Annotated in this window: 21 protein-coding genes; 9 read left to right on the plus strand and 12 right to left on the minus strand. The window is 37.7% G+C overall.

Going from position 1 to position 17,303, the window contains the following annotated elements; all coding sequences use genetic code 11:
* Positions 1-612: 612 nt before the first annotated feature.
* On the plus strand, positions 613-1,044 hold the full coding sequence (locus ORH16_RS14890) for a MarR family winged helix-turn-helix transcriptional regulator (RefSeq protein WP_265459641.1): 432 nt from the start codon (positions 613-615) through the stop codon (positions 1,042-1,044).
* Entirely contained in the window at positions 1,037-3,289 is a 2,253-nt protein-coding gene (locus ORH16_RS14895) for an excinuclease ABC subunit UvrA (protein ID WP_265459642.1), read from the plus strand. Before ORH16_RS14890 ends, ORH16_RS14895 begins: the two co-directional genes overlap by 8 nt.
* A 186-nt stretch (positions 3,290-3,475) precedes the next feature.
* Here the strand turns inward: ORH16_RS14895 and ORH16_RS14900 are convergent, their stop codons facing one another.
* The 3 genes from ORH16_RS14900 to ORH16_RS14910 all read right to left on the minus strand — a co-directional run bounded on the left by ORH16_RS14900 (position 3,476) and on the right by ORH16_RS14910 (position 5,002).
* Positions 3,476-3,967, minus strand: a complete 492-nt coding sequence (locus tag ORH16_RS14900; RefSeq protein ID WP_265459643.1) for an AraC family transcriptional regulator — start codon at positions 3,965-3,967, stop codon at positions 3,476-3,478.
* A 49-nt stretch (positions 3,968-4,016) separates the two neighbouring features.
* Positions 4,017-4,358: a helix-turn-helix transcriptional regulator gene (locus tag ORH16_RS14905; RefSeq protein ID WP_265459858.1), complete on the minus strand. Its 342-nt coding sequence runs from the start codon at positions 4,356-4,358 to the stop codon at positions 4,017-4,019.
* A 275-nt stretch (positions 4,359-4,633) separates the two neighbouring features.
* The gene (locus ORH16_RS14910; RefSeq protein WP_265459644.1) at positions 4,634-5,002 is read right to left on the minus strand and encodes a DUF1801 domain-containing protein; all 369 of its coding nucleotides are present in this window, start codon (positions 5,000-5,002) and stop codon (positions 4,634-4,636) included.
* Positions 5,003-5,359: 357 nt separating this feature from the next.
* Here ORH16_RS14910 and ORH16_RS14915 point away from each other — a divergent pair, with 357 nt between their 5' ends.
* The 4 genes from ORH16_RS14915 (at position 5,360) to ORH16_RS14930 (ending at position 7,970) form a co-directional block, all read left to right on the plus strand.
* Positions 5,360-6,094 carry a hypothetical protein gene (locus ORH16_RS14915; RefSeq protein ID WP_265459645.1) on the plus strand — a complete coding sequence of 245 codons (735 nt, stop codon included), beginning with the start codon at positions 5,360-5,362 and terminating at the stop codon, positions 6,092-6,094.
* Between the two features lie 189 nt (positions 6,095-6,283).
* On the plus strand, positions 6,284-6,511 hold the full coding sequence (locus ORH16_RS14920) for a hypothetical protein (protein ID WP_265459646.1): 228 nt from the start codon (positions 6,284-6,286) through the stop codon (positions 6,509-6,511).
* 133 nt (positions 6,512-6,644) lie between these two features.
* A complete protein-coding gene (locus ORH16_RS14925; protein ID WP_265459647.1) occupies positions 6,645-7,088 on the plus strand; it encodes a nucleoside deaminase in 444 nt (147 codons plus the stop codon).
* A 510-nt stretch (positions 7,089-7,598) separates the two neighbouring features.
* On the plus strand, positions 7,599-7,970 hold the full coding sequence (locus ORH16_RS14930) for an HIT family protein (RefSeq protein WP_265459648.1): 372 nt from the start codon (positions 7,599-7,601) through the stop codon (positions 7,968-7,970).
* A 119-nt stretch (positions 7,971-8,089) separates the two neighbouring features.
* Here ORH16_RS14930 and ORH16_RS14935 read toward each other — a convergent pair whose 3' ends face one another.
* On the minus strand, positions 8,090-8,893 hold the full coding sequence (locus ORH16_RS14935; protein WP_265459649.1) for an acyl-CoA thioester hydrolase/BAAT C-terminal domain-containing protein: 804 nt from the start codon (positions 8,891-8,893) through the stop codon (positions 8,090-8,092).
* A 153-nt stretch (positions 8,894-9,046) separates the two neighbouring features.
* Between ORH16_RS14935 and ORH16_RS14940 the strand changes: the two genes are divergently transcribed.
* Entirely contained in the window at positions 9,047-9,619 is a 573-nt protein-coding gene (locus tag ORH16_RS14940) for a TetR/AcrR family transcriptional regulator (protein ID WP_265459650.1), read from the plus strand.
* On the plus strand, positions 9,612-10,199 hold the full coding sequence (locus ORH16_RS14945; RefSeq protein WP_265459651.1) for an NAD(P)H-dependent oxidoreductase: 588 nt from the start codon (positions 9,612-9,614) through the stop codon (positions 10,197-10,199). Before ORH16_RS14940 ends, ORH16_RS14945 begins: the two co-directional genes overlap by 8 nt.
* Positions 10,200-10,228: 29 nt before the next feature.
* Here the strand turns inward: ORH16_RS14945 and ORH16_RS14950 are convergent, their stop codons facing one another.
* The 7 genes from ORH16_RS14950 to ORH16_RS14980 form a co-directional block, all read right to left on the minus strand.
* Positions 10,229-10,828, minus strand: coding sequence for a response regulator transcription factor (locus tag ORH16_RS14950; protein WP_265459652.1), 600 nt, complete (start codon positions 10,826-10,828; stop codon positions 10,229-10,231).
* A gap of 168 nt (positions 10,829-10,996) precedes the next feature.
* Positions 10,997-12,106, minus strand: coding sequence for a sensor histidine kinase (locus tag ORH16_RS14955; protein WP_265459653.1), 1,110 nt, complete (start codon positions 12,104-12,106; stop codon positions 10,997-10,999).
* A gap of 63 nt (positions 12,107-12,169) precedes the next feature.
* Positions 12,170-12,928: an ABC transporter permease gene (locus tag ORH16_RS14960; protein ID WP_265459654.1), complete on the minus strand. Its 759-nt coding sequence runs from the start codon at positions 12,926-12,928 to the stop codon at positions 12,170-12,172.
* Between the two features lie 13 nt (positions 12,929-12,941).
* Entirely contained in the window at positions 12,942-13,601 is a 660-nt protein-coding gene (locus ORH16_RS14965; protein ID WP_265459655.1) for an ABC transporter ATP-binding protein, read from the minus strand.
* A 412-nt stretch (positions 13,602-14,013) separates the two neighbouring features.
* Positions 14,014-14,361 carry a RidA family protein gene (locus ORH16_RS14970; protein WP_265459656.1) on the minus strand — a complete coding sequence of 116 codons (348 nt, stop codon included), beginning with the start codon at positions 14,359-14,361 and terminating at the stop codon, positions 14,014-14,016.
* Between the two features lie 113 nt (positions 14,362-14,474).
* The gene (locus ORH16_RS14975; protein WP_265459657.1) at positions 14,475-15,239 is read right to left on the minus strand and encodes a DUF2812 domain-containing protein; all 765 of its coding nucleotides are present in this window, start codon (positions 15,237-15,239) and stop codon (positions 14,475-14,477) included.
* 16 nt (positions 15,240-15,255) lie between these two features.
* A complete protein-coding gene (locus ORH16_RS14980; protein WP_265459658.1) occupies positions 15,256-15,564 on the minus strand; it encodes a PadR family transcriptional regulator in 309 nt (102 codons plus the stop codon).
* 143 nt (positions 15,565-15,707) lie between these two features.
* On the opposite strand from ORH16_RS14980, the gene ORH16_RS14985 reads away from it, so the two are divergent.
* The gene (locus tag ORH16_RS14985; protein WP_265459659.1) at positions 15,708-16,163 is read left to right on the plus strand and encodes an NUDIX domain-containing protein; all 456 of its coding nucleotides are present in this window, start codon (positions 15,708-15,710) and stop codon (positions 16,161-16,163) included.
* Between the two features lie 103 nt (positions 16,164-16,266).
* On the opposite strand, the gene ORH16_RS14990 is transcribed toward ORH16_RS14985, so the two are convergent.
* Positions 16,267-17,301, minus strand: coding sequence for a S66 family peptidase (locus ORH16_RS14990; RefSeq protein WP_265459660.1), 1,035 nt, complete (start codon positions 17,299-17,301; stop codon positions 16,267-16,269).
* Between the last annotated feature and the right edge of the window lie 2 nt (positions 17,302-17,303).

Consider the following 17,303-nt stretch of genomic DNA (forward strand, 5'->3'; position numbering starts at 1 on the left):
GACAAAGTAGCCCGCCAAACCAACGTTTGGCGGGTGTTTGCTTGTGAAAAAGACGCTTGATTCATTGGTCTAAATAGCAAATGCCTGGCATAACCGCTTTTCTAGATAACAATAGTTAGTGAAATAAAATTTGCGCTCGATTCTTTGGTGTAATTTAATTATCCCGAAACTACTAAAGAAAGTCTAAGTCGTGAGTAGACAAACTCAGGGTTTAGTATACTAAATTTCATAATATAAAAATTTCTAATCTCCACCATTTTTACAGATGGTGCTCTCTTGTTTTCACTTGAACAGAAACGCATTATAATTTTTTACTTGTTCAAGACAAAGGGTCTTAAAGTCAGAGAGGATGTTTTTTTATTACCAACTAATAATCCAGAGCATTCATCATGAGACGCCAAAAGAAATTGCGAGTCATGATCAAAAATAACATTGGGGATAAGTGAAAAGCGCTAATCAGAAAAAACTCTGCAAACTGCTTCACTCATCAAAAAAGTGTATATCAAGGAGCTTTTTAGTTACTAATGATAGCTCCTTTTTTTGTCTAAACTTTTGCCAAATATTTTCTTATTAGATATAATTTCCATATGGAAATTATATGGAGGTGTACTTATGAATGACTTATCATCTGCTTTAAAAAATTTGCAATGTGAATTAGTTGCAGAAAGAAATATCAGAAATCCTCAAAATATTACTTGGTTACAATACGATATTTTAAATGCTTTGAGTAATGGAAAAGAGGAACTTCCTTCTGAAATCAGTATCTTACTGGGAATTAGCAGAGCAAAATTATCTAAGGCTTTAAAAGAGTTGAAGGCGATGCACTATGTGCAGCAAAAGCCAAGCGAAAAGGACGGCAGAGAATTAGTGACCTTTCTTACTGAGGAAGGAAACCAATTACTTGTCGATATAGGTAAAGGACATTCACAGCTTGAACAAGTTGCTAATGTTGTCTTTGATGCAGAAGAAAAAGAAATATTTAAGCAGTTGGCGGAGAAATATCTTCAAGGGTTGAGATCAGAAAGGAAGCAGGAACATGACTAATTTCATTTCTATTTCAGGTGCTAGGAGTAATAATTTAAAAAATGTTTCTCTTAAGATTCCCAAATATAAAATAAACGTAGTTACTGGTATTTCAGGATCAGGTAAGTCTTCCTTAGTATTTGATACAATAGCTGCTGAATCTCAAAGATTATTAAATGAAACATACTCTAGCTATATTCAGCAGCTTCTACCCCATTTTCCGCAACCAATTGTTGATAGGATAGATAACTTACCAGTCTCTATTGTTGTCAGTCAAAAAAAGATTGGCGGAAACTCACGCTCGACTGTGGGAACGATTACAGATATTTATGCTGGATTGAGATTACTTTTTTCAAGAATTGCTATACCATTTATTGGGTACTCCATGAACTATTCTTTTAATAATCTGCAAGGGATGTGTGAGGAATGCAAAGGATTGGGTGAAACAAAACATATTGATGTGAAAAAATTGATTAATGCTGATAAATCGTTGAATGAAGGAGCTATTAATTTTCCAACTTTTCAACCCGGCGGCTGGCGATTGACTAGATATACTGAATCTGGAAATTTTGATAATAACAAAAAAATTAAAGATTATAGTGAAACAGAGTTAAATCTGCTTTTAAATGATTCTGGCAGCTCTCCCCTTAAGCCAACAGAAAAATGGCCTAAAACCGCAGGTTATATTGGAATTATTCCAAGAATCACTAAAAATTTTATTGAAAAGGATGCAAGTAAATACGTTCAGCAATTAGATTATATACTTGAAGTCACTGAATGCTCCGAATGTCATGGTACCAGAGTAAACAAACGTGTTCGTTCTGCAAAAATCAACGGAAAATCTATAGCAGATTGTGTTGAAATGACAATTCCTGAATTAATGGAATTTATTCAAGCAATTGATGCCCCAACTGCGAAGATAATTGTGACAGACTTACTAAAAAAATTAGACAGTTTAATAAATGTTGGACTGGGCTATTTATTTCTCAATCGTCCGACAAACACACTCTCTGGTGGAGAATCCCAGCGAATAAAGATGACTAAGCATTTGAATAGTGCACTGACTGATGTGGTTTATATCTTTGATGAGCCAAGTATCGGTTTGCATCCAGAAGATATCCAAGGAATTGCCAAATTGATTCAAGGCTTAAAGAATAAAGGAAATACGGTTATTTTAGTCGATCATGATCCAGATATTATAAAAATTGCCGATCATGTTGTCGAAATTGGCGAAGGTGCCGGCAATAAAGGTGGGGAAATCACGTTTGAAGGGACTTACCCAGAGCTGTTAAAGTCGGCAACTCTCACTGGAAAAATGTTATCTGAAATTGTCAGCGTAAATCTTTTGCGAAAACAATTTTCAACCTATTATTCTTTAGAAAATGTTAGCTTGCACAATGTTAAAAATGCCTCTGTTAAAATCCCTAAACATGCATTCACAGTTGTGACTGGCGTGGCAGGCTCTGGCAAAAGTACTTTAATTCGGTATCTTTTTAAGCAGAAGTATCCTGAGGCTAGTATTTTAGACCAAAGCCCAATCAGTGGTACGGTGCGCTCTAATGCTCTGACTTATCTAAATGTGTTTGACAAAGTCAGACAGATTTTTGCTGAACATTCTGGCAAAAGTATGTCGTTATTTAGCTACAATGGCCAAGGCGCTTGCCCTGTTTGTAAAGGAAAAGGTTTTTTGAAAATTGATTTAGCTTATATGGGAGACGTTCATCAAATTTGTGAAAAATGTCATGGAAAGAGATACAACGACGAGGCGCTTTCTGTAATGTGGCAAGGCTTAACTATTTACGACTTGCTTCAATTATCAGTAGCTGAAGCTAAAAATCTTTTTGTAGACTATTCTCTGCATGCTACCATGCAAGACCTTGTCAATGTTAGCCTCGGCTATATTAAATTAGGCCAGGCATTAGATACTTACTCCGGTGGTGAGCTTCAAAGATTGAAAATGGCCAAAATTATTCGCCATAGTACTTCTGATTTACTGATATTAGATGAGCCTTCCACCGGATTGCACGAAAGTGATATAAACTATTTGGTTGCCTTATGTAACAAGCTTTTGGAAAGTGGAAAAACAGTTATTGTGATGGAGCATAATCTAAAAATTATCAGTAAAGCTCAATGGATTATTGATATGGGCCTGGGTGGCGGCATCTCGGGAGGGAACGTACTGTTTGAGGGGTATCCCATTGATTTACTAAAAATAGATAACTCCTACACAGCAAAACACTTAAGAAGATATCTTGAAGGAAGCTAGCCCACTCGCGACGGATTTCATCTGCTCAAAATATTATTGTCCACTAAGAAAAATCTTAATAGTTTTTTCTTGTCCGACAGTATCAAAAATGATTGTTTATAAGTCGAGTTTTTGAAGGTTCACATAAATCATTTTCTGCAAAGGAAAAAGCAGTCAATCTCTTATTACGAATGACTGCTTTTTAAATCAATTTATCGGAATATAGATATCCGTGAAGCTCTTATCTTCAAAATTTTTAGGTGGCTCAGTCACATAGAGTTCAAAAGGAATTGCGTCTCTCGCTTGATTTCCATTTTTAAAAAGCCACTCTTGATACATGTATTGCCATGCGTCACCATATTCTTTAGCAGCTATTTCAAAATGGCCGACCATAAATTTACCTGAGATACCTGATGTACTGATATTTCCGCTTTCTATTATTTCTAAATCATTAGGAACGGTCATAGCAATACTTGTCCTTAAATGTTTATCATCTGTAATAAATGGGTTGTCGTCATACATCGTCAAAACCTTAGTAATATCAGGGATAAGTAACTTATTGTCTTCTGCAAATTTGAATAATTCATTCGATAACTTTCGACTTTGTTTTCGAAATGCTGAGTAGCTTCCCTTGAATCGAATATAAATAATTTTTACGTCATTCAATTCTTCAACAGTCATATTTTGGGGTTCAATCATTTTATTCTCCTCCTCAATCCTTTACATGCTTAAATTATGAAATAGTTTCTCAACGATTTCTTGTCAATTCTTGCTGTTTACGATAGTTGGAGGGACTAACTCCGAAAGGATGTTTGAATGTTTTAGAAAACGTGCTACTATCACAATAACCATAGTTCAAAGCTACCTCAGTCAAAGTAATAGAGCGATTCACAGAAATAAAGATTGCTGCACGTTCTTGTTTAAATCTAGTTACAAATTGATTTACTGTTTCTGACGAATATTTTTTAAATATTTTGTGAAAGTGAAAGGTAGAAAAATGTGTATGATTTGCTAGATCAGCTAAACTGATTGGCTCACTAAGGTGCTGCTCAATATAGTCTTCAGATTTATTTATTAGTCTAGTATATATTTGTTCAAATGAATCTTTGTTTTTTCAGGCATTAAAGCGTCTCCTTTAAACTAATTAATCACCCTTAAATTTTGTCAGGAAGGTTTAGTCAACATGAGCCACTAAATGAAAAGTTAATTAAGTAGCCCGCCAAACCAAAGTCTAACGGGCTTTGTAGACAAAAACTGTTAGTGGAACAAAGTCTAAATAAATTTTCGTAGTGTAATCTAATTATCCTAAAGCTTCTAAAAACAGTCTACTGACAACAGATCTCTCAGCTAGCTAAAAAAGTACGGTTAAAGACTATGATAATTCAAAGCCATATCAATGCACATTTTTAATTCATTTTCAGGAAGAGGTGAGTTGATATCTAAAATAATCCCTCGATTACCAGAAAAAGTAAGCTTATTTGAAAATAGGCCCCGCCACTTTTCTAGCAAATTAGTTTGGCAATGAACGAATAATGCAATCTCATTGTCAGAAAATTTGTCAATTCGAATTGGTGTACCATTTTTAGCAGCAATTGAAAGTTGCCCCCATTTAGGAAGTTCAGTAAGATTTATTTGTTGCTCAGTTGCTATAGACCAAATCAACTTTTGCAATTCACTAAGCTTGTCAACTATTGATTCTGAATAGTTTGGGTAAAACTCCTGGACATCTAACATAAGGCTATCCTCCTCTTTTTTAAAACAAGGATAGTATGATTAAATCGCTTTTGTCAAATTATTTTAAGGTTTAGTATTTTCCACTAACGACGGATTTCATCTACTCAAATATGCAAACAAATTTCGATCACTGCCAATTTGCTCAATCTGGTAGTGTTTTTTATTATTGCGATTAGTTCGCAAAATTGGTAAATACTGCAATTTTACTTTAGCCGGATTGGTATACCGTTTTTTCTCGTTTCAACTTTAAAATTTTAAAAAACTTGATTTATCTCATTAATTCAAAGTTTATTAATTCTTTATGGGAAAAAATGGATAAGTTATAATAAACTTAAAAGATTAAGGGAGGGATTAAAAATGATTGTCTTTTGGGGTGCAATTTTTCTGATTACCTTAGTATGTCTGGTAACATTTTCCGTAAGACCAAAACTTAGAAAAAAAAGCTTAATCATTATTTCCGCTACAGGGATGATTGGTTCGGGTTTTTTTACTGGAGCCATTTGGATCAATCAAGTAATAGATCAAAGAATTACAGAAGCTGAAAAAAAAGCTAATGAAAAAGCGGAAGCCGAGCTTAAAGAAAGTTCTGAACAGGCAGCCAAAGAAGCAGGGGAAGCAGCGGAAAAAGCGGAAAAAGCAAAGGAAGAACAGGAAGCTAAAGAAGCAGAGGAAGCTGAAGAACAAGCAAGGGCAGAACAAGAAGCGAGAGAAGCAGAAGAAAGAGCCCGTGAAGAACAAGCAGCTAAATTAGAAGCTGCAGGTGCATACTTGATTGGGAAAAGCTATGTAATAAAACCCCTTCTTTACGATGGTGAGGACGCAGAACAAGCAATGATTGAATACCGTGCACCGCAGAGCTTGTTTCATGATGGCGTTCGGACTTTAATATTTCTAGATGAATCAACTGTAAGAATTGAGCTCGCTGGAACTTATCGACCTGATTACGATACTAGTTATACTTTATCAGAGGACAGCTTACTAATTAATCAGGACACGATTCCCTATAGTTATGCTGACAATGTAATCACCTTTGGTACTTGGACTACTACAACAGAAGGACATGTCACAACCTGGACTATGTTAGCCAATTAATTTTGTAAACTATTGAAAATCAATTACCTAAAATTTCAAATAACGAATAAGCCACCAAACAATAGAAATTGGTTTAAAGATGACGATAGTCCTTATGCAGAGAATATTCGTAAGATTGCACTTGAATTAGAAGAATTACCACCACCAGAGGTAGCTGGCTGAATTGTTTTAAATATTAGGAGGGATTTCGTGAGTATAGAGAAACTAGTTCAAGAAAATGCTTTTACTTATGACGTAAAAAAAGATGCTAAAGTATTTATTTATCATTATGGAAAGCAAGTGATGATTCTTAAAGGAAAAAAATCTGCCCAATTATTGAAAAGATTAGACAAAGCAACAATTGAAGAAACTCAATTAATTTTGGCAAAAGTAACTGGAAACTTTAAAAGAGGAAATGAGAGAACTGTCAATAAATGACGGATTTAGTTGTCTAGCTTAATTTTACAATCGGCGAAATTAAAAATGTTTGTTCAGTAACAAAACTTTGAGCTTGCATGAAGGTAAAGTTAGTATAAATATAGCGTTGAAATTGATAGCAGGAGGATTATATATGAATCAACAACATCCTAATAAAAAAATTATGAGAGATTTGATCAATCTACAACGAAAAAATAACTCAATTATGGCAGCGGTTATCAATAATAATTTTGAGATAGTTTCTTTAGGAAGAACAACAGTAATTACTGATAATGACCCAACAGGTCATGCGGAGATTAATGCAATTAGGTCGGCATGTCAGATACTAAATACAGCAGTTCTTCCAAAAGGATATTGGCTGTATAGTACTTTCGAACCTTGCCCGCTCTGTAGTTCTGGAATTATATGGGCACATATTGATGGTGTTGTTTATGCAAATAATCCGCGTTATCGTGGAAAAGAAATGGATTGGTCATTTATTTCTTGTCATGAAATGTTGAAAAAAGGCAGCTATATTCATTCAGTTAAACTAATTGAAGATTTCTTAGTTGATGAAATCAAAGATTATTTTTTATAAACGAATTCATGTTTTTGCAAAAATACTTTTTACAAATTTAGTGCATGTTATCTTAGTCCACTAACGACGGATTTCATCTACTCATAAAAATTACTATCCACCAAGACAATTCTTGGTGGATTATTTGTTTATTCTTGTGTATCAAAAACGAATGTTTTTGGGAGAGAATAAAAAACTCTAATTTTCGATAAAATTTCAAGCAAAACCTCTACCAAAACTTCTCTCATTAACTACGTGCCGCAAACTACCGATTATGAAACATAATTTGCGGGAAGAATTCCCACAATTTTATTGGAAACCACCTTACCAATATCACACAATACCACATCTGAAATTATTAGGACTTATGTAGTGAATGAGCTTTTCTGCAGCTTTAATCAGTAAAGTATTCCAATTCTGTCATGATATCATTAAAGTCGCTTTACAACCTGTGTCCAAAAATTTGAAAGTAGCTGTGGCTGCTAGATTTTTAAGATATACTAATCGTATTAAAAAAAGGAGATTATACACATGGAAAACTGTCCTTTCTGCCAACTTGCCCAAACTCTGATTCTATTTGAAAATAACTCAGCTCGGGCTTTTTTTGACAAAAATCCTGTTTCGCCAGGGCACATTTTAATCATCCCCAAAAAACATAAAGCAGACTATTTTGCTTTATCGGATTCTGAAAAGCTGGATATTGACAGGTTGCTTGCAACCTGCAAGAGTTTTCTTGAGGAAACAGAAAATCCAGACGGATACAATATTGGCTTTAACTGTGGAGAAGTAGCGGGGCAATCGATATTTCATTGCCACTGCCACCTCATTCCTCGGTATAAGGGCGACACACCTGAGCCAAAAGGCGGCATTCGAGGAGCGATTCCAGACAAAATGTTTTATTAGTTATTTGTCCCAAAAAAAATTAGCTCGTCATTTTCTCAACAAAGGTAAAAAATTTTGAACTAGCATTAAAGGATCTGCGCTACTTCTTTCTCTCTCCAAAAATGGACTTTCTTCTTCCCTTACAAATTTTTCTTATGCCACTGAGCTAAAGATTTTTGTATAATCTGCCAGCTTTGGTGGTCAGCAAAAAGGTCGGCTTCCCAATCAGGCCCGTCATAAAAGTTATAGATAAAACTATGTCCGGCACGGGGATAATGAAAGTGCTGAGCATTTTGCGCTCGGCTGGCAATTTTCTGAGCCATGGTAGAGGCAGGCCAAGTCTGGTCGAGTCCACCGGAAAATAATAACATTTCACCAGAAAAATTTTCGACAGGAATTTGATACCGTTCTAATTCATGAGTTTGAGATAGTAGTTCTTCAAAAATGGCGATGCTGGGACGCTTCCGTTTAAAATAATTTTTGAAAATGAAACTTCTTGGTACTGGAACGTGGGGCAAGGCTTGGCCTTGGCAAGCCCAAGCCGCCTGCAAAGCTTGTCCGGGAAAAAAGTAGTTGCTAGGAGAAACTAAGATTAGCTGCTTGATTTCAAGATAGTAGGCAGACAAAATTAGGCACAACTCGGCCCCTCGCGAAAGGCCGAGGAGCGTGATGGGCGCATGGTGCTGTGGGCCTAAAAATTCCAGTACTTGCGAAAAAAAGCTGATTTCGACATTGTCTAAGGTTGGGGCTAAAGCAAGTCTGCCAAAATAATAAAGGGCGAATACCTCATAGCCGTTCTCGCAAATTTTTTTGGCTAAGTCTAAGCGACAGCTGCCTTCAGAACCGCCGAAAATAATGACGGTACCAATTGATATTTTTTCTTCAGGAGTCAGCTGGTAGCCGACAACTTGGTTTTGATTTATTTCGGTGATAGTTATGTTCATAGGCATGTCCTTTTTCAATAGTAAATTTAATTATAGCAGAAAGTAAGTGGAGGAAATTTTTCGTTGGGAGGTTCTCTTCGATTTGACAAATTTAGGTTAACGGTGTTATCGTTTTTTCGGTAATGTCGTTAACCTTTTTTATGGGAGGATTTTATGGAAGATTTGCGAAAAACAGATACAAAGGAAAAAATTTTACAACAGACCGGTTATCTTTTGCGAAAGAAGAGCTTTCAGGAAATTTCTTTGCGGGAAGTTGCGCAGGCTAGCGGGGTTTCAGCGGCCAATATTTATAAACATTTTGCCAACAAAGAGGATTTGTTTCAACAGGTGTTAGATGAGCTGGCGAAGGAAGTTTTGCGGGAATATCAAAAAAATTTCCCCGCTGAAAATAACGGGAAGGCTGGTTTGCGGCAGCTGTCTGGATTTTTATTTCAGAAATTAGCGAGAGAGCCTTTGCAGATGGAGTTTTTATTTTTTAGTCCCTATAGCAAGCAAGTGGCAAACGATACTCAATCACAAACACTTTATACGGTGTTTCTAAAGTATGTTGAGGAGGCCCGTGAAGAATTTAATTTGGCGGAGAGTTTGTCCTCATTGAGCGCACGACTGTGGGCATTTTTACAGGGCTACTCATTGTTAGCCAGCCGTGGTGTGCTTATCGTGCAGCCGGAAATAATTGAACGAACCTTGTCGGACTTACTGGATGGAGGAGAGAAAAATGCCTAAAAAGCTAATCGTTTATTGTCATCCTTATGCGGGCAGTTTTAATCACGCCATTTTAGAGAAAGTGTTGGGGAATTTAAAAAGTGCGGGGCAAGAATATCTGTTGATTGATTTGTATCAAGATCAATTTAATCCGAGCTATACAACTGAGGAATTGAGTCTTTTCAAAACCGGAGCGACTTGCGATCCGCTGGTCACCAAGTATCAGCAGATGATTCGGCAGGCGGATCAAATTTTATTGATTACACCGATTTGGTGGAATGATTTGCCGGCAATGTTGAAGGGCTTTTTCGACAAAGTCATGAAAATGACATTTGCTTATCAAGTCACTAAGACTGGTGTCAAAGGATTATTAGATAATATTTCCAGCTTAACAATTATCACGACGGCTACATCACCGACGTGGTATTTAAAATATGTTTGCGGCAATCCAATTAAAAAAGTTTTTTTAGGGGCGACGGTTAAACAATTGGGCATCAAAAAACGGAAATGGCTCAGCTTTGGCGGCGTGACAAAGAGCACCGCTGACCAAAGAACAGCGATGCTCAAGAAGTTGCACATAGAAAAATTATTTCCCAGTTAAGCAGACTACTCAACAGGAAAATCAAAAATTTAGAGCCAGCCATTTTCCTTGGCTTTAGCGGCAGCATCAATGCGATTTTTAGCACCTAGTTTGCTGATAATTTCTGAAATATAATTGCGAATGGTGCCATCGGATAGATAAAGCTGGCCGGCGATATCCTTAGAGGTGGCGCCTTGGGAAATCAAAGCTAAAATTTCCTGCTCCTTTTGCGACAAGGGATTTTTTTGATTGTTCATATAGCCGGTGATGAGGCTCGGCTCATAAAAAGTTTTGCCTGCCATCGCTGAGCGAATATGCTCGATTAATTCTTCACTGGGGGTATCTTTTAAGAGATAAGCGGCAACTTTAGCAGCGACGGCTTTTTCAAAATAGCCGTCCCGAGCAAAGGTGGTTAAAATGATGACCTTAATCGGACTGTCTTGTAATTCTGACGCCAAGTCCAATCCCGTTTTCTGGGGCATCTCGATGTCTGTCAGCAGGACATCCGGCTGATATTTGGCAAGCAGCAAGCTGGCTTCAACGCCATCTTTGGCGGTCCCCACAACCTCAATATCCTCCTCCAGATTTAAAATCATCGCCAAAGCGGAGGAGAGCACACCTTGGTCCTCGGCAATCAATACTTTAATCATCTTCAACCTCCCATTTTTCCGAATAATTTTATAATGCAAATTAATTTACTGTGACAGCAAGAAATGAAAAAATATTTTTAAATAAGTTGCGAACCATTATTTCCTCTAGCTTCAAACAGGAGAATGCTTCGCACATGTTGGGAAATTTTTTATGCGCCAAAAACTATTTTATTCATCCGTGCTGTCATATTCTAGCGGCAAAGAAATTCTTAATAGCATGCCATGGTCATCTTGAATGACCAGCGTGCCCTGCAAACTTTGGACTCGTTCCTGCATGCCTGTCAGCCCATTTCCAGAAATTAAGTTTTTAGCACCGATGCCGTTATCCTGAATGCTAATTTGCAGCCATTCATCTGTCTGCTGAAAAATAATTTTGCAATAGGTTGCTTTGCTGTGGCGGATAATATTGGTGACAGCTTCCCGTAAAATGCTGCTTAATTCCGTCTGCTGATGGCTGCCTAGTGACTGAGCCAGTTCTTCGTTTTCTGTGGTTAAAATAATTTTAGCTGCAGTCAACGCTTGGTTGATGTCGACCATTTCTTCTGGAATGGAGCGCCTACGCATATCGGAAACAATTTCTCGGACAGTTTTCAAAGTGGAGCGGGATAAATGCTCCACCTCCTTCAGCTCGTCTTTTGCCAAGTCAGGCTTTTTAGTGAGAATTTTTTGTGTCAAATCTAATTTAATCGTCATCACAGATAAAGATTGGCCCAAGGAATCATGAAGTTCACGGGCAATCCGGTTGCGCTCTTCACCTTTTATCAGAGACTCCATCCGTTTATTTGCTTGATAAAGCTGTTTGCGTTGCTCCTGTTGCTGATAAAATTCCTGCCCAGCCAGTGGCGCTACAGCGGTAAATAAACTAAAGGCAATGCTCATGATTAATTGATTGCCGCCGAAAGCCGGATTTTGCAACGGACCTAAAAGCATGCCGGAAAGCATCAGTGCTAGCTGACCGCCATAAAACAACCAAAATTGTTGTTTGCGTAGCGGGGAAAAGCCCAATTGCCAAGCAGGGAACATAAAAAGATAGACATAACCTAAATTCAAAGTATAAAACCAGGCAATCAGATATTGTAGTAGTAGCCAGTAATAAAAATATTTGCCGTGGAATAAAGTGTTGCGGTAGCACCAAGCAAATAGTAGTAATAAAACACCGGCAAATTGCCGTTGAAACGTATCATATGGAAATAATGACATAATTGGAATTAGGAGAAAGAGCATCCAGATAATGGAGCTAACAGTTTCGCCCTTTGGGAATAAGTGAAATTTTTGCATAGGCCATCCTTTCCAGCTGATTACTTTAATTAAAAACGAAAAGCCATTTTTTAGCAATATTATTTAAATTTTTCTCCGTTGAAAGACCACTTTGGCGATTAAAATGAAGAGAGCGATGTAAACAAAATTTCCGATAATCAGTTGACCAGTTGATAACAAGGTCATCTGAGACAAGCTGCTGTCTGCCAATTGATTGGCCAAGTTTAGCATGTTGAAGGGATCCCATTTGAGCCAAGCGGCCTGATCCAATACTAAGAATTGGACGCCTGCCAGCATAGAGGACATGAAATAAGAAATCAGCCCTAACATTCCTGCCAAAGATTCATTTTGCACGATTAATGAAATCATCAAAGATAGGCTGGCAAACAGCCACATGCCAACAAAACCAGCACCGACTGTTGTCAGTAGCGTCTGCCAGATAGCGCTTTGTTCTAACGAAACTTCTGGGAATAAAATCAGACTGACAGCCACCGTCAAAATCATTGCCAAAAAGTTTAGGTAAAGGGAATAGCCTATCAGTAGCAAAAATTTGCTGAAGAATATTTTTGAGCGGCTGCCATCTTTTTGCAGCATATTTTTGATTGTTCCAAAACGAAATTCCATCGAAAAGATTTGGCTGGCTAGATAAACCATCGAAAAGACAATCAACCAGCTACTGTTAAATAAAGTTGGGACCAAGTTTTCAGCTGTCAGCAATTCAAAATTTCCAAATTTGGTGACGAGGGCCATACCGATAATTAAAAGAGTCAATGCAAGGCTTTGTTTCATAATTAGTTGTTGCTTTGCTAGTTTAAATACTTCTTGTTTGATAGTCGTTGTCATAGTCATCCGCTCCTTAAGCTAATTTGGCTAATAAGCCTTCTTCAAAATCATTCAACAATTCTGGGTGTTCTACATTTTCGACAAGCTCGCCAGCCTTTACCAAAAGCACACGATCGACGATTTGTTCCAGCTCACTTAAAATGTGACTGGAAATCAAAAAGCTAATGCCCGCTTTGCGATAAATCAAAATGGCTTCTTTTAAAAGTTTGACTGAATAAGGATCGAGTCCATTCATCGGCTCATCTAAAATCACCAACTGCGGTTTGTTTAATAACGCTAAGGCAATTCCTAAACGTTGCTTCATGCCAAGTGAGTAATCTTTCGTTTTTTGATTGATAAATTCTGTCAGGTCCAGCAGCTGAATCAGCTGGTCAATTTCTAACTGATTACAGCTCTGATCAGAAAATAATTCCAGATGCTCAAGGCCTGTCATAAATGGATAAAGGCCAGGTTGTTCAATCAATGAAGCCATCTTTTGTTCTTGGCCTATGATACTGCCTTGACTCGCTGGCACCAGACCTAAGATGGTTTTCATCAAAGTCGTTTTGCCGGCACCATTGGGTCCAACTAGACCGACGACCTCGCCGGCGAATAGCTCGCAATCCAAATTGGCTAAGGCCTTTTTCTTTTTAAATGTCACAGACACTTGATTTAGTTTGACGATTGTTTTCATTTTCGCTCCCTCATCTCTTGTTGATAAGCTAAGTTTAGCGAAATTCTGCCGCTGAATTAAGAAGCTTTCGTCATGACTATTTATGACATTTGTCATGAAGGAGGATTTGTTGAGAAAAGTTGTTAAGGTTTAAGTTATTGTATGAGGAGGAAGAGTAAAAACCCATCAAAAAGTTAGACTGGTGGACTAACTTTTTGATGGGTTTCAGATTTTTTCTATACCTAACTTGTACGAGTAATTCTGAGAAGCTTTGCTTGTTCAACGTTAAAGATTGGTAATCTATTGCCAATTTTGATAATCGTCTACCAGATTTTGCCAAAGAAACCTTAGCCTGATAAGTCGAATTGGAGCTCATGAAAACTGATAACAGAAAAATGACAAAAATCATATATTTTAGACCTTCTAAGACTGGTTAATCACTTGTTTCCACAGCCACCATGGCATCAATTTCAACTTTAAATTTGGGATGAATCAGTCCAGCGACAATCACCAATGTCATAGCCGGCTGATGCTCACCATAAAAAGCGCTCAGTTTTTCTCTAAGGGCCGGCAGATAGCTAGCATCCGTGAGATAAACATTCATTTTGACAATCTTTTCAAGGCTCGCTTGATTTTCAGCTATAATAGCAGCGATTTTTTCAATGACAATGGTTAATTGTTCTTCAATCGAATCGGGAATCAGCTCATCTTTTTGCGGAGTTTGTCCTGAGATAATCAAGAGCGGTCCATTTGTCAGAATACTGTTTGCGTAAATTGCCATTGTTGTTCTCCTTTAATTCAGCGAGTCTTGCTGTTTTCTTAATTATATCATAGGCGACAGTAATGAAATTTAAGAAAAGCGAGGTAGCAGAAACTATCTAGGAAGTAGTGCTTTTAAATCATGACATAGAAATCTCCCAGATTGACTAAAGTGAGATTTTGCCTATCAATGTGGGTCAGAGCAACAATCTCTTCAAATAACTCAGCTTTATTAAGGGGCGATTTTAGCCGATAATAACGATTATTAATCTTTTGAACCTGTCCCAATTGCTTTAATGTTGAGCTGATTGCGGGTTGCTGTTGTGGAGTTAAATTTTTAAATCCTAAAATATAGTTCGGTTCAAATCCGGATAACAAACCACGGTCGGTGCGAATCTCTTGTTCAGCAGATTCACACGCACTGTAAGACCTTATGAAATAGTAGAAAGGAATTGCCAACAAACAAGCTGCAATATAAACAAAAATAGGTAATTTGATGGCGGCTGTAGCCAACACCCAAGACATTATAAGCGGCAGAATTGAGCAATTGGCCAGTGTGAGAAAGCGAGAACCATAATGACTATAGTAATCCAGCAGAATGGTTTCATCCTGTAGTAATCTTGTATTGGGATTTTGGGCGATGTAGTAAATCTTGTGCATTTTCTTAAAACGAATTTTTTGATTAATTATCACCGTCCAATCATCTAGTGCGATACTAGCTAATTCCTGCGGCAATAAATCAATTCCATAGGTTAGTTTTTGGGGCGGAATCTTTTTAAAGTGGTAACAAAAAGAACCTTTATTAACCAACTGCCAGCCCCGTTCTGCCTGTTCTTCAAGATAGTTGAGTTCCCTTTTCAAAACTAAATTTCTGAACGGTATAATAGTTTTTTTACCCATATTAATCCCTCCAATTTCAATCAGCTACTAGCGTATTAAAATTTTTCAGCAACATCTTCAAGCGGTGTTGTTCAGCTAATAAGATTTCTTTGCCTAAAGGAGTTGCAGTATATATTTTTTTTTGATCTATCATCTCAGCCGTTATCAGGCCATCTTCAACCATTCGATTAAGAATGCCATACAAAGTACCATTGCCGATAGTAATCTTTCCGTCTGTCATTTCTTTCACATGCTGCATTATTAAATAGCCATGTTTTTTTTTCAGCGTAATTGATAGCAAAATATAGCAAGTGGCTTCTGTCATAGGAATATATTTTTCAAACAAAGTAGTTCGCCTCCCGACATGTCGTGTCACGACATATATAAATTATAGCATAAATCCCCAAACAAAACTATGCATTAAATATTTTTGCAAAAATCATATGCTACAATTAGATAAAAATTTGGAAAATTAAAGAGGACGATATTATGGCAGATTATTTATTAGATTTAAGAAAAGAGATTGGCAGTCGGCCTCTGGTGGTGGCGGGAGCCTGTGGTATTGTTTTGAAGGATCAGCAGATGCTTTTTATTCAACGGAGCGATAATGGTTTATGGGGATTGCCGGCGGGTTCTGTCGAAATCAATGAGCATCCGAAAACGACCACTTGTCGAGAATTGCTAGAGGAAACTGGCTTAGTGGCAGAGGAAAAAGATTTGAATCTGTTGAATGTTTTTGGCGGGGCGGATTTTTTCTATACTTATCCCAATGGTGACGCCTGTTCTTTTGTGACTTCCAGCTATTTGATTGAAAAGTTTAGCGGAGAGATTTTGAAAGAAACGGATGAAAGTACCGACTGCCGTTTTTTTCCTTTGGATCAGTTGCCAAAAGAAGTGGCGTTGCATGAGCTGCGTATTATTGAAGATTTTTTAGAAAATAAATAAAAAAGCCGTCTGTTTATCAGCTAAAGTGACCCCCAAAAGTTAGATTTTAGTCAAACTTTTGGGGGTCACTTTATTGATTCGCTTTTGAACAGTGGCTCTTTTTTTATTCGACTGCTGCCTCCATCAAGGCAACCGTGTGTTGGTCACAATCAATTTCGACTTCACAGCCAAAAGGTAAGCTGACGATTGGATCGGCGTGACCGAAATTTAAATTATAGACAATTGCTAGGTTGGGTAGTTGGCATTCATCTCTGATGATTTCAAGGAGAACATCTTTATATTCTTGATAATATTCTTCATCCTGAGGCTTGCCCATCAAGATGCCGTTAAGCTGATGGAAAATTCCTTGGGCGGCTAGCCCCCGCAGAAAAATTTGCAGCCATTCAGGTGAGATTTTCATCTCAGAGGTTTCAATAAATAAAATTTTCCCCTGCCATTCAGTCGCTGATGGCCAAATTTTTGTGCCCATCATCATAAAGAAAGTTTCCAGACAGCCGCCTAAAAGGGTGCCGGAAACTTTACCACTGCCTTGTAAAAATTCATGACCATGGGTTTCTGGCTGCCAAGTTCTTGGGACCAGCTGATTCTCAGGATTGTTCCAATCGAGAATGGCACTTGTCCAAACCGGCGCGCTTTCAAGCGGCAACGGGACTTTTTTTTCGGCAACTAAATCAAAAAAATGTTGGGTGGTGTAGTCGCTGAGCTGAACATTTTCAGCCCATTGAGTGAACACAGCAGGCCCATAAATGGAGGTCACGCCAGCATGGTAAAACATAAAATGATTGATGGTGGTGTCAGAGTAGCCGACAAAAATTTTTGGCTGGGCTTTGATAACAGAAAAATCAATATACGGTAACAGGCGAATAGTGTCCGCTCCGCCGACCATGCAAAATATTGCATCAATGTCAGGATTTTTTAGAGCGGCCATTAAATCAGCTGCCCTTTTTTCTGGGTGAGCCTGCAAAAATTCTGGCGGCTGTAAAGCATTTTCGGTCAACACAACATGATAGCCCATTTTTTCAAGACGTTCTTTGGCAATTTGCCAGCGGTACGCCAGCGCCGGAATGCCGGCTAGCCCTGCTGATAAGCTAATAAAGGCGATTGTGTCGCCAATTTTTAATTGTTTTCCTTTAATCATCC

Origin of the sequence: Enterococcus sp. HY326 (assembly GCF_026157065.1) — a bacterium.
Classification (GTDB): domain Bacteria; phylum Bacillota; class Bacilli; order Lactobacillales; family Enterococcaceae; genus HY326.

Coding starts and splice junctions, on each gene's coding strand:
- ORH16_RS14895 (WP_265459642.1), top strand. CDS start 1,037: ATGACTAATTTCATTTCTATTTCAGGTGCTAGGAGTAATAATTTAAAA.
- ORH16_RS14910 (WP_265459644.1), bottom strand. CDS start 5,002: ATGTTAGATGTCCAGGAGTTTTACCCAAACTATTCAGAATCAATAGTT.
- ORH16_RS14900 (WP_265459643.1), bottom strand. CDS start 3,967: ATGATTGAACCCCAAAATATGACTGTTGAAGAATTGAATGACGTAAAA.
- ORH16_RS14950 (WP_265459652.1), bottom strand. CDS start 10,828: ATGATTAAAGTATTGATTGCCGAGGACCAAGGTGTGCTCTCCTCCGCT.
- ORH16_RS14960 (WP_265459654.1), bottom strand. CDS start 12,928: ATGACAACGACTATCAAACAAGAAGTATTTAAACTAGCAAAGCAACAA.
- ORH16_RS14965 (WP_265459655.1), bottom strand. CDS start 13,601: ATGAAAACAATCGTCAAACTAAATCAAGTGTCTGTGACATTTAAAAAG.
- ORH16_RS14955 (WP_265459653.1), bottom strand. CDS start 12,106: ATGCAAAAATTTCACTTATTCCCAAAGGGCGAAACTGTTAGCTCCATT.
- ORH16_RS14940 (WP_265459650.1), top strand. CDS start 9,047: ATGGAAGATTTGCGAAAAACAGATACAAAGGAAAAAATTTTACAACAG.
- ORH16_RS14925 (WP_265459647.1), top strand. CDS start 6,645: ATGAATCAACAACATCCTAATAAAAAAATTATGAGAGATTTGATCAAT.
- ORH16_RS14930 (WP_265459648.1), top strand. CDS start 7,599: ATGGAAAACTGTCCTTTCTGCCAACTTGCCCAAACTCTGATTCTATTT.
- ORH16_RS14890 (WP_265459641.1), top strand. CDS start 613: ATGAATGACTTATCATCTGCTTTAAAAAATTTGCAATGTGAATTAGTT.
- ORH16_RS14975 (WP_265459657.1), bottom strand. CDS start 15,239: ATGGGTAAAAAAACTATTATACCGTTCAGAAATTTAGTTTTGAAAAGG.
- ORH16_RS14935 (WP_265459649.1), bottom strand. CDS start 8,893: ATGAACATAACTATCACCGAAATAAATCAAAACCAAGTTGTCGGCTAC.
- ORH16_RS14990 (WP_265459660.1), bottom strand. CDS start 17,301: ATGATTAAAGGAAAACAATTAAAAATTGGCGACACAATCGCCTTTATT.
- ORH16_RS14970 (WP_265459656.1), bottom strand. CDS start 14,361: ATGGCAATTTACGCAAACAGTATTCTGACAAATGGACCGCTCTTGATT.
- ORH16_RS14915 (WP_265459645.1), top strand. CDS start 5,360: ATGATTGTCTTTTGGGGTGCAATTTTTCTGATTACCTTAGTATGTCTG.
- ORH16_RS14945 (WP_265459651.1), top strand. CDS start 9,612: ATGCCTAAAAAGCTAATCGTTTATTGTCATCCTTATGCGGGCAGTTTT.
- ORH16_RS14985 (WP_265459659.1), top strand. CDS start 15,708: ATGGCAGATTATTTATTAGATTTAAGAAAAGAGATTGGCAGTCGGCCT.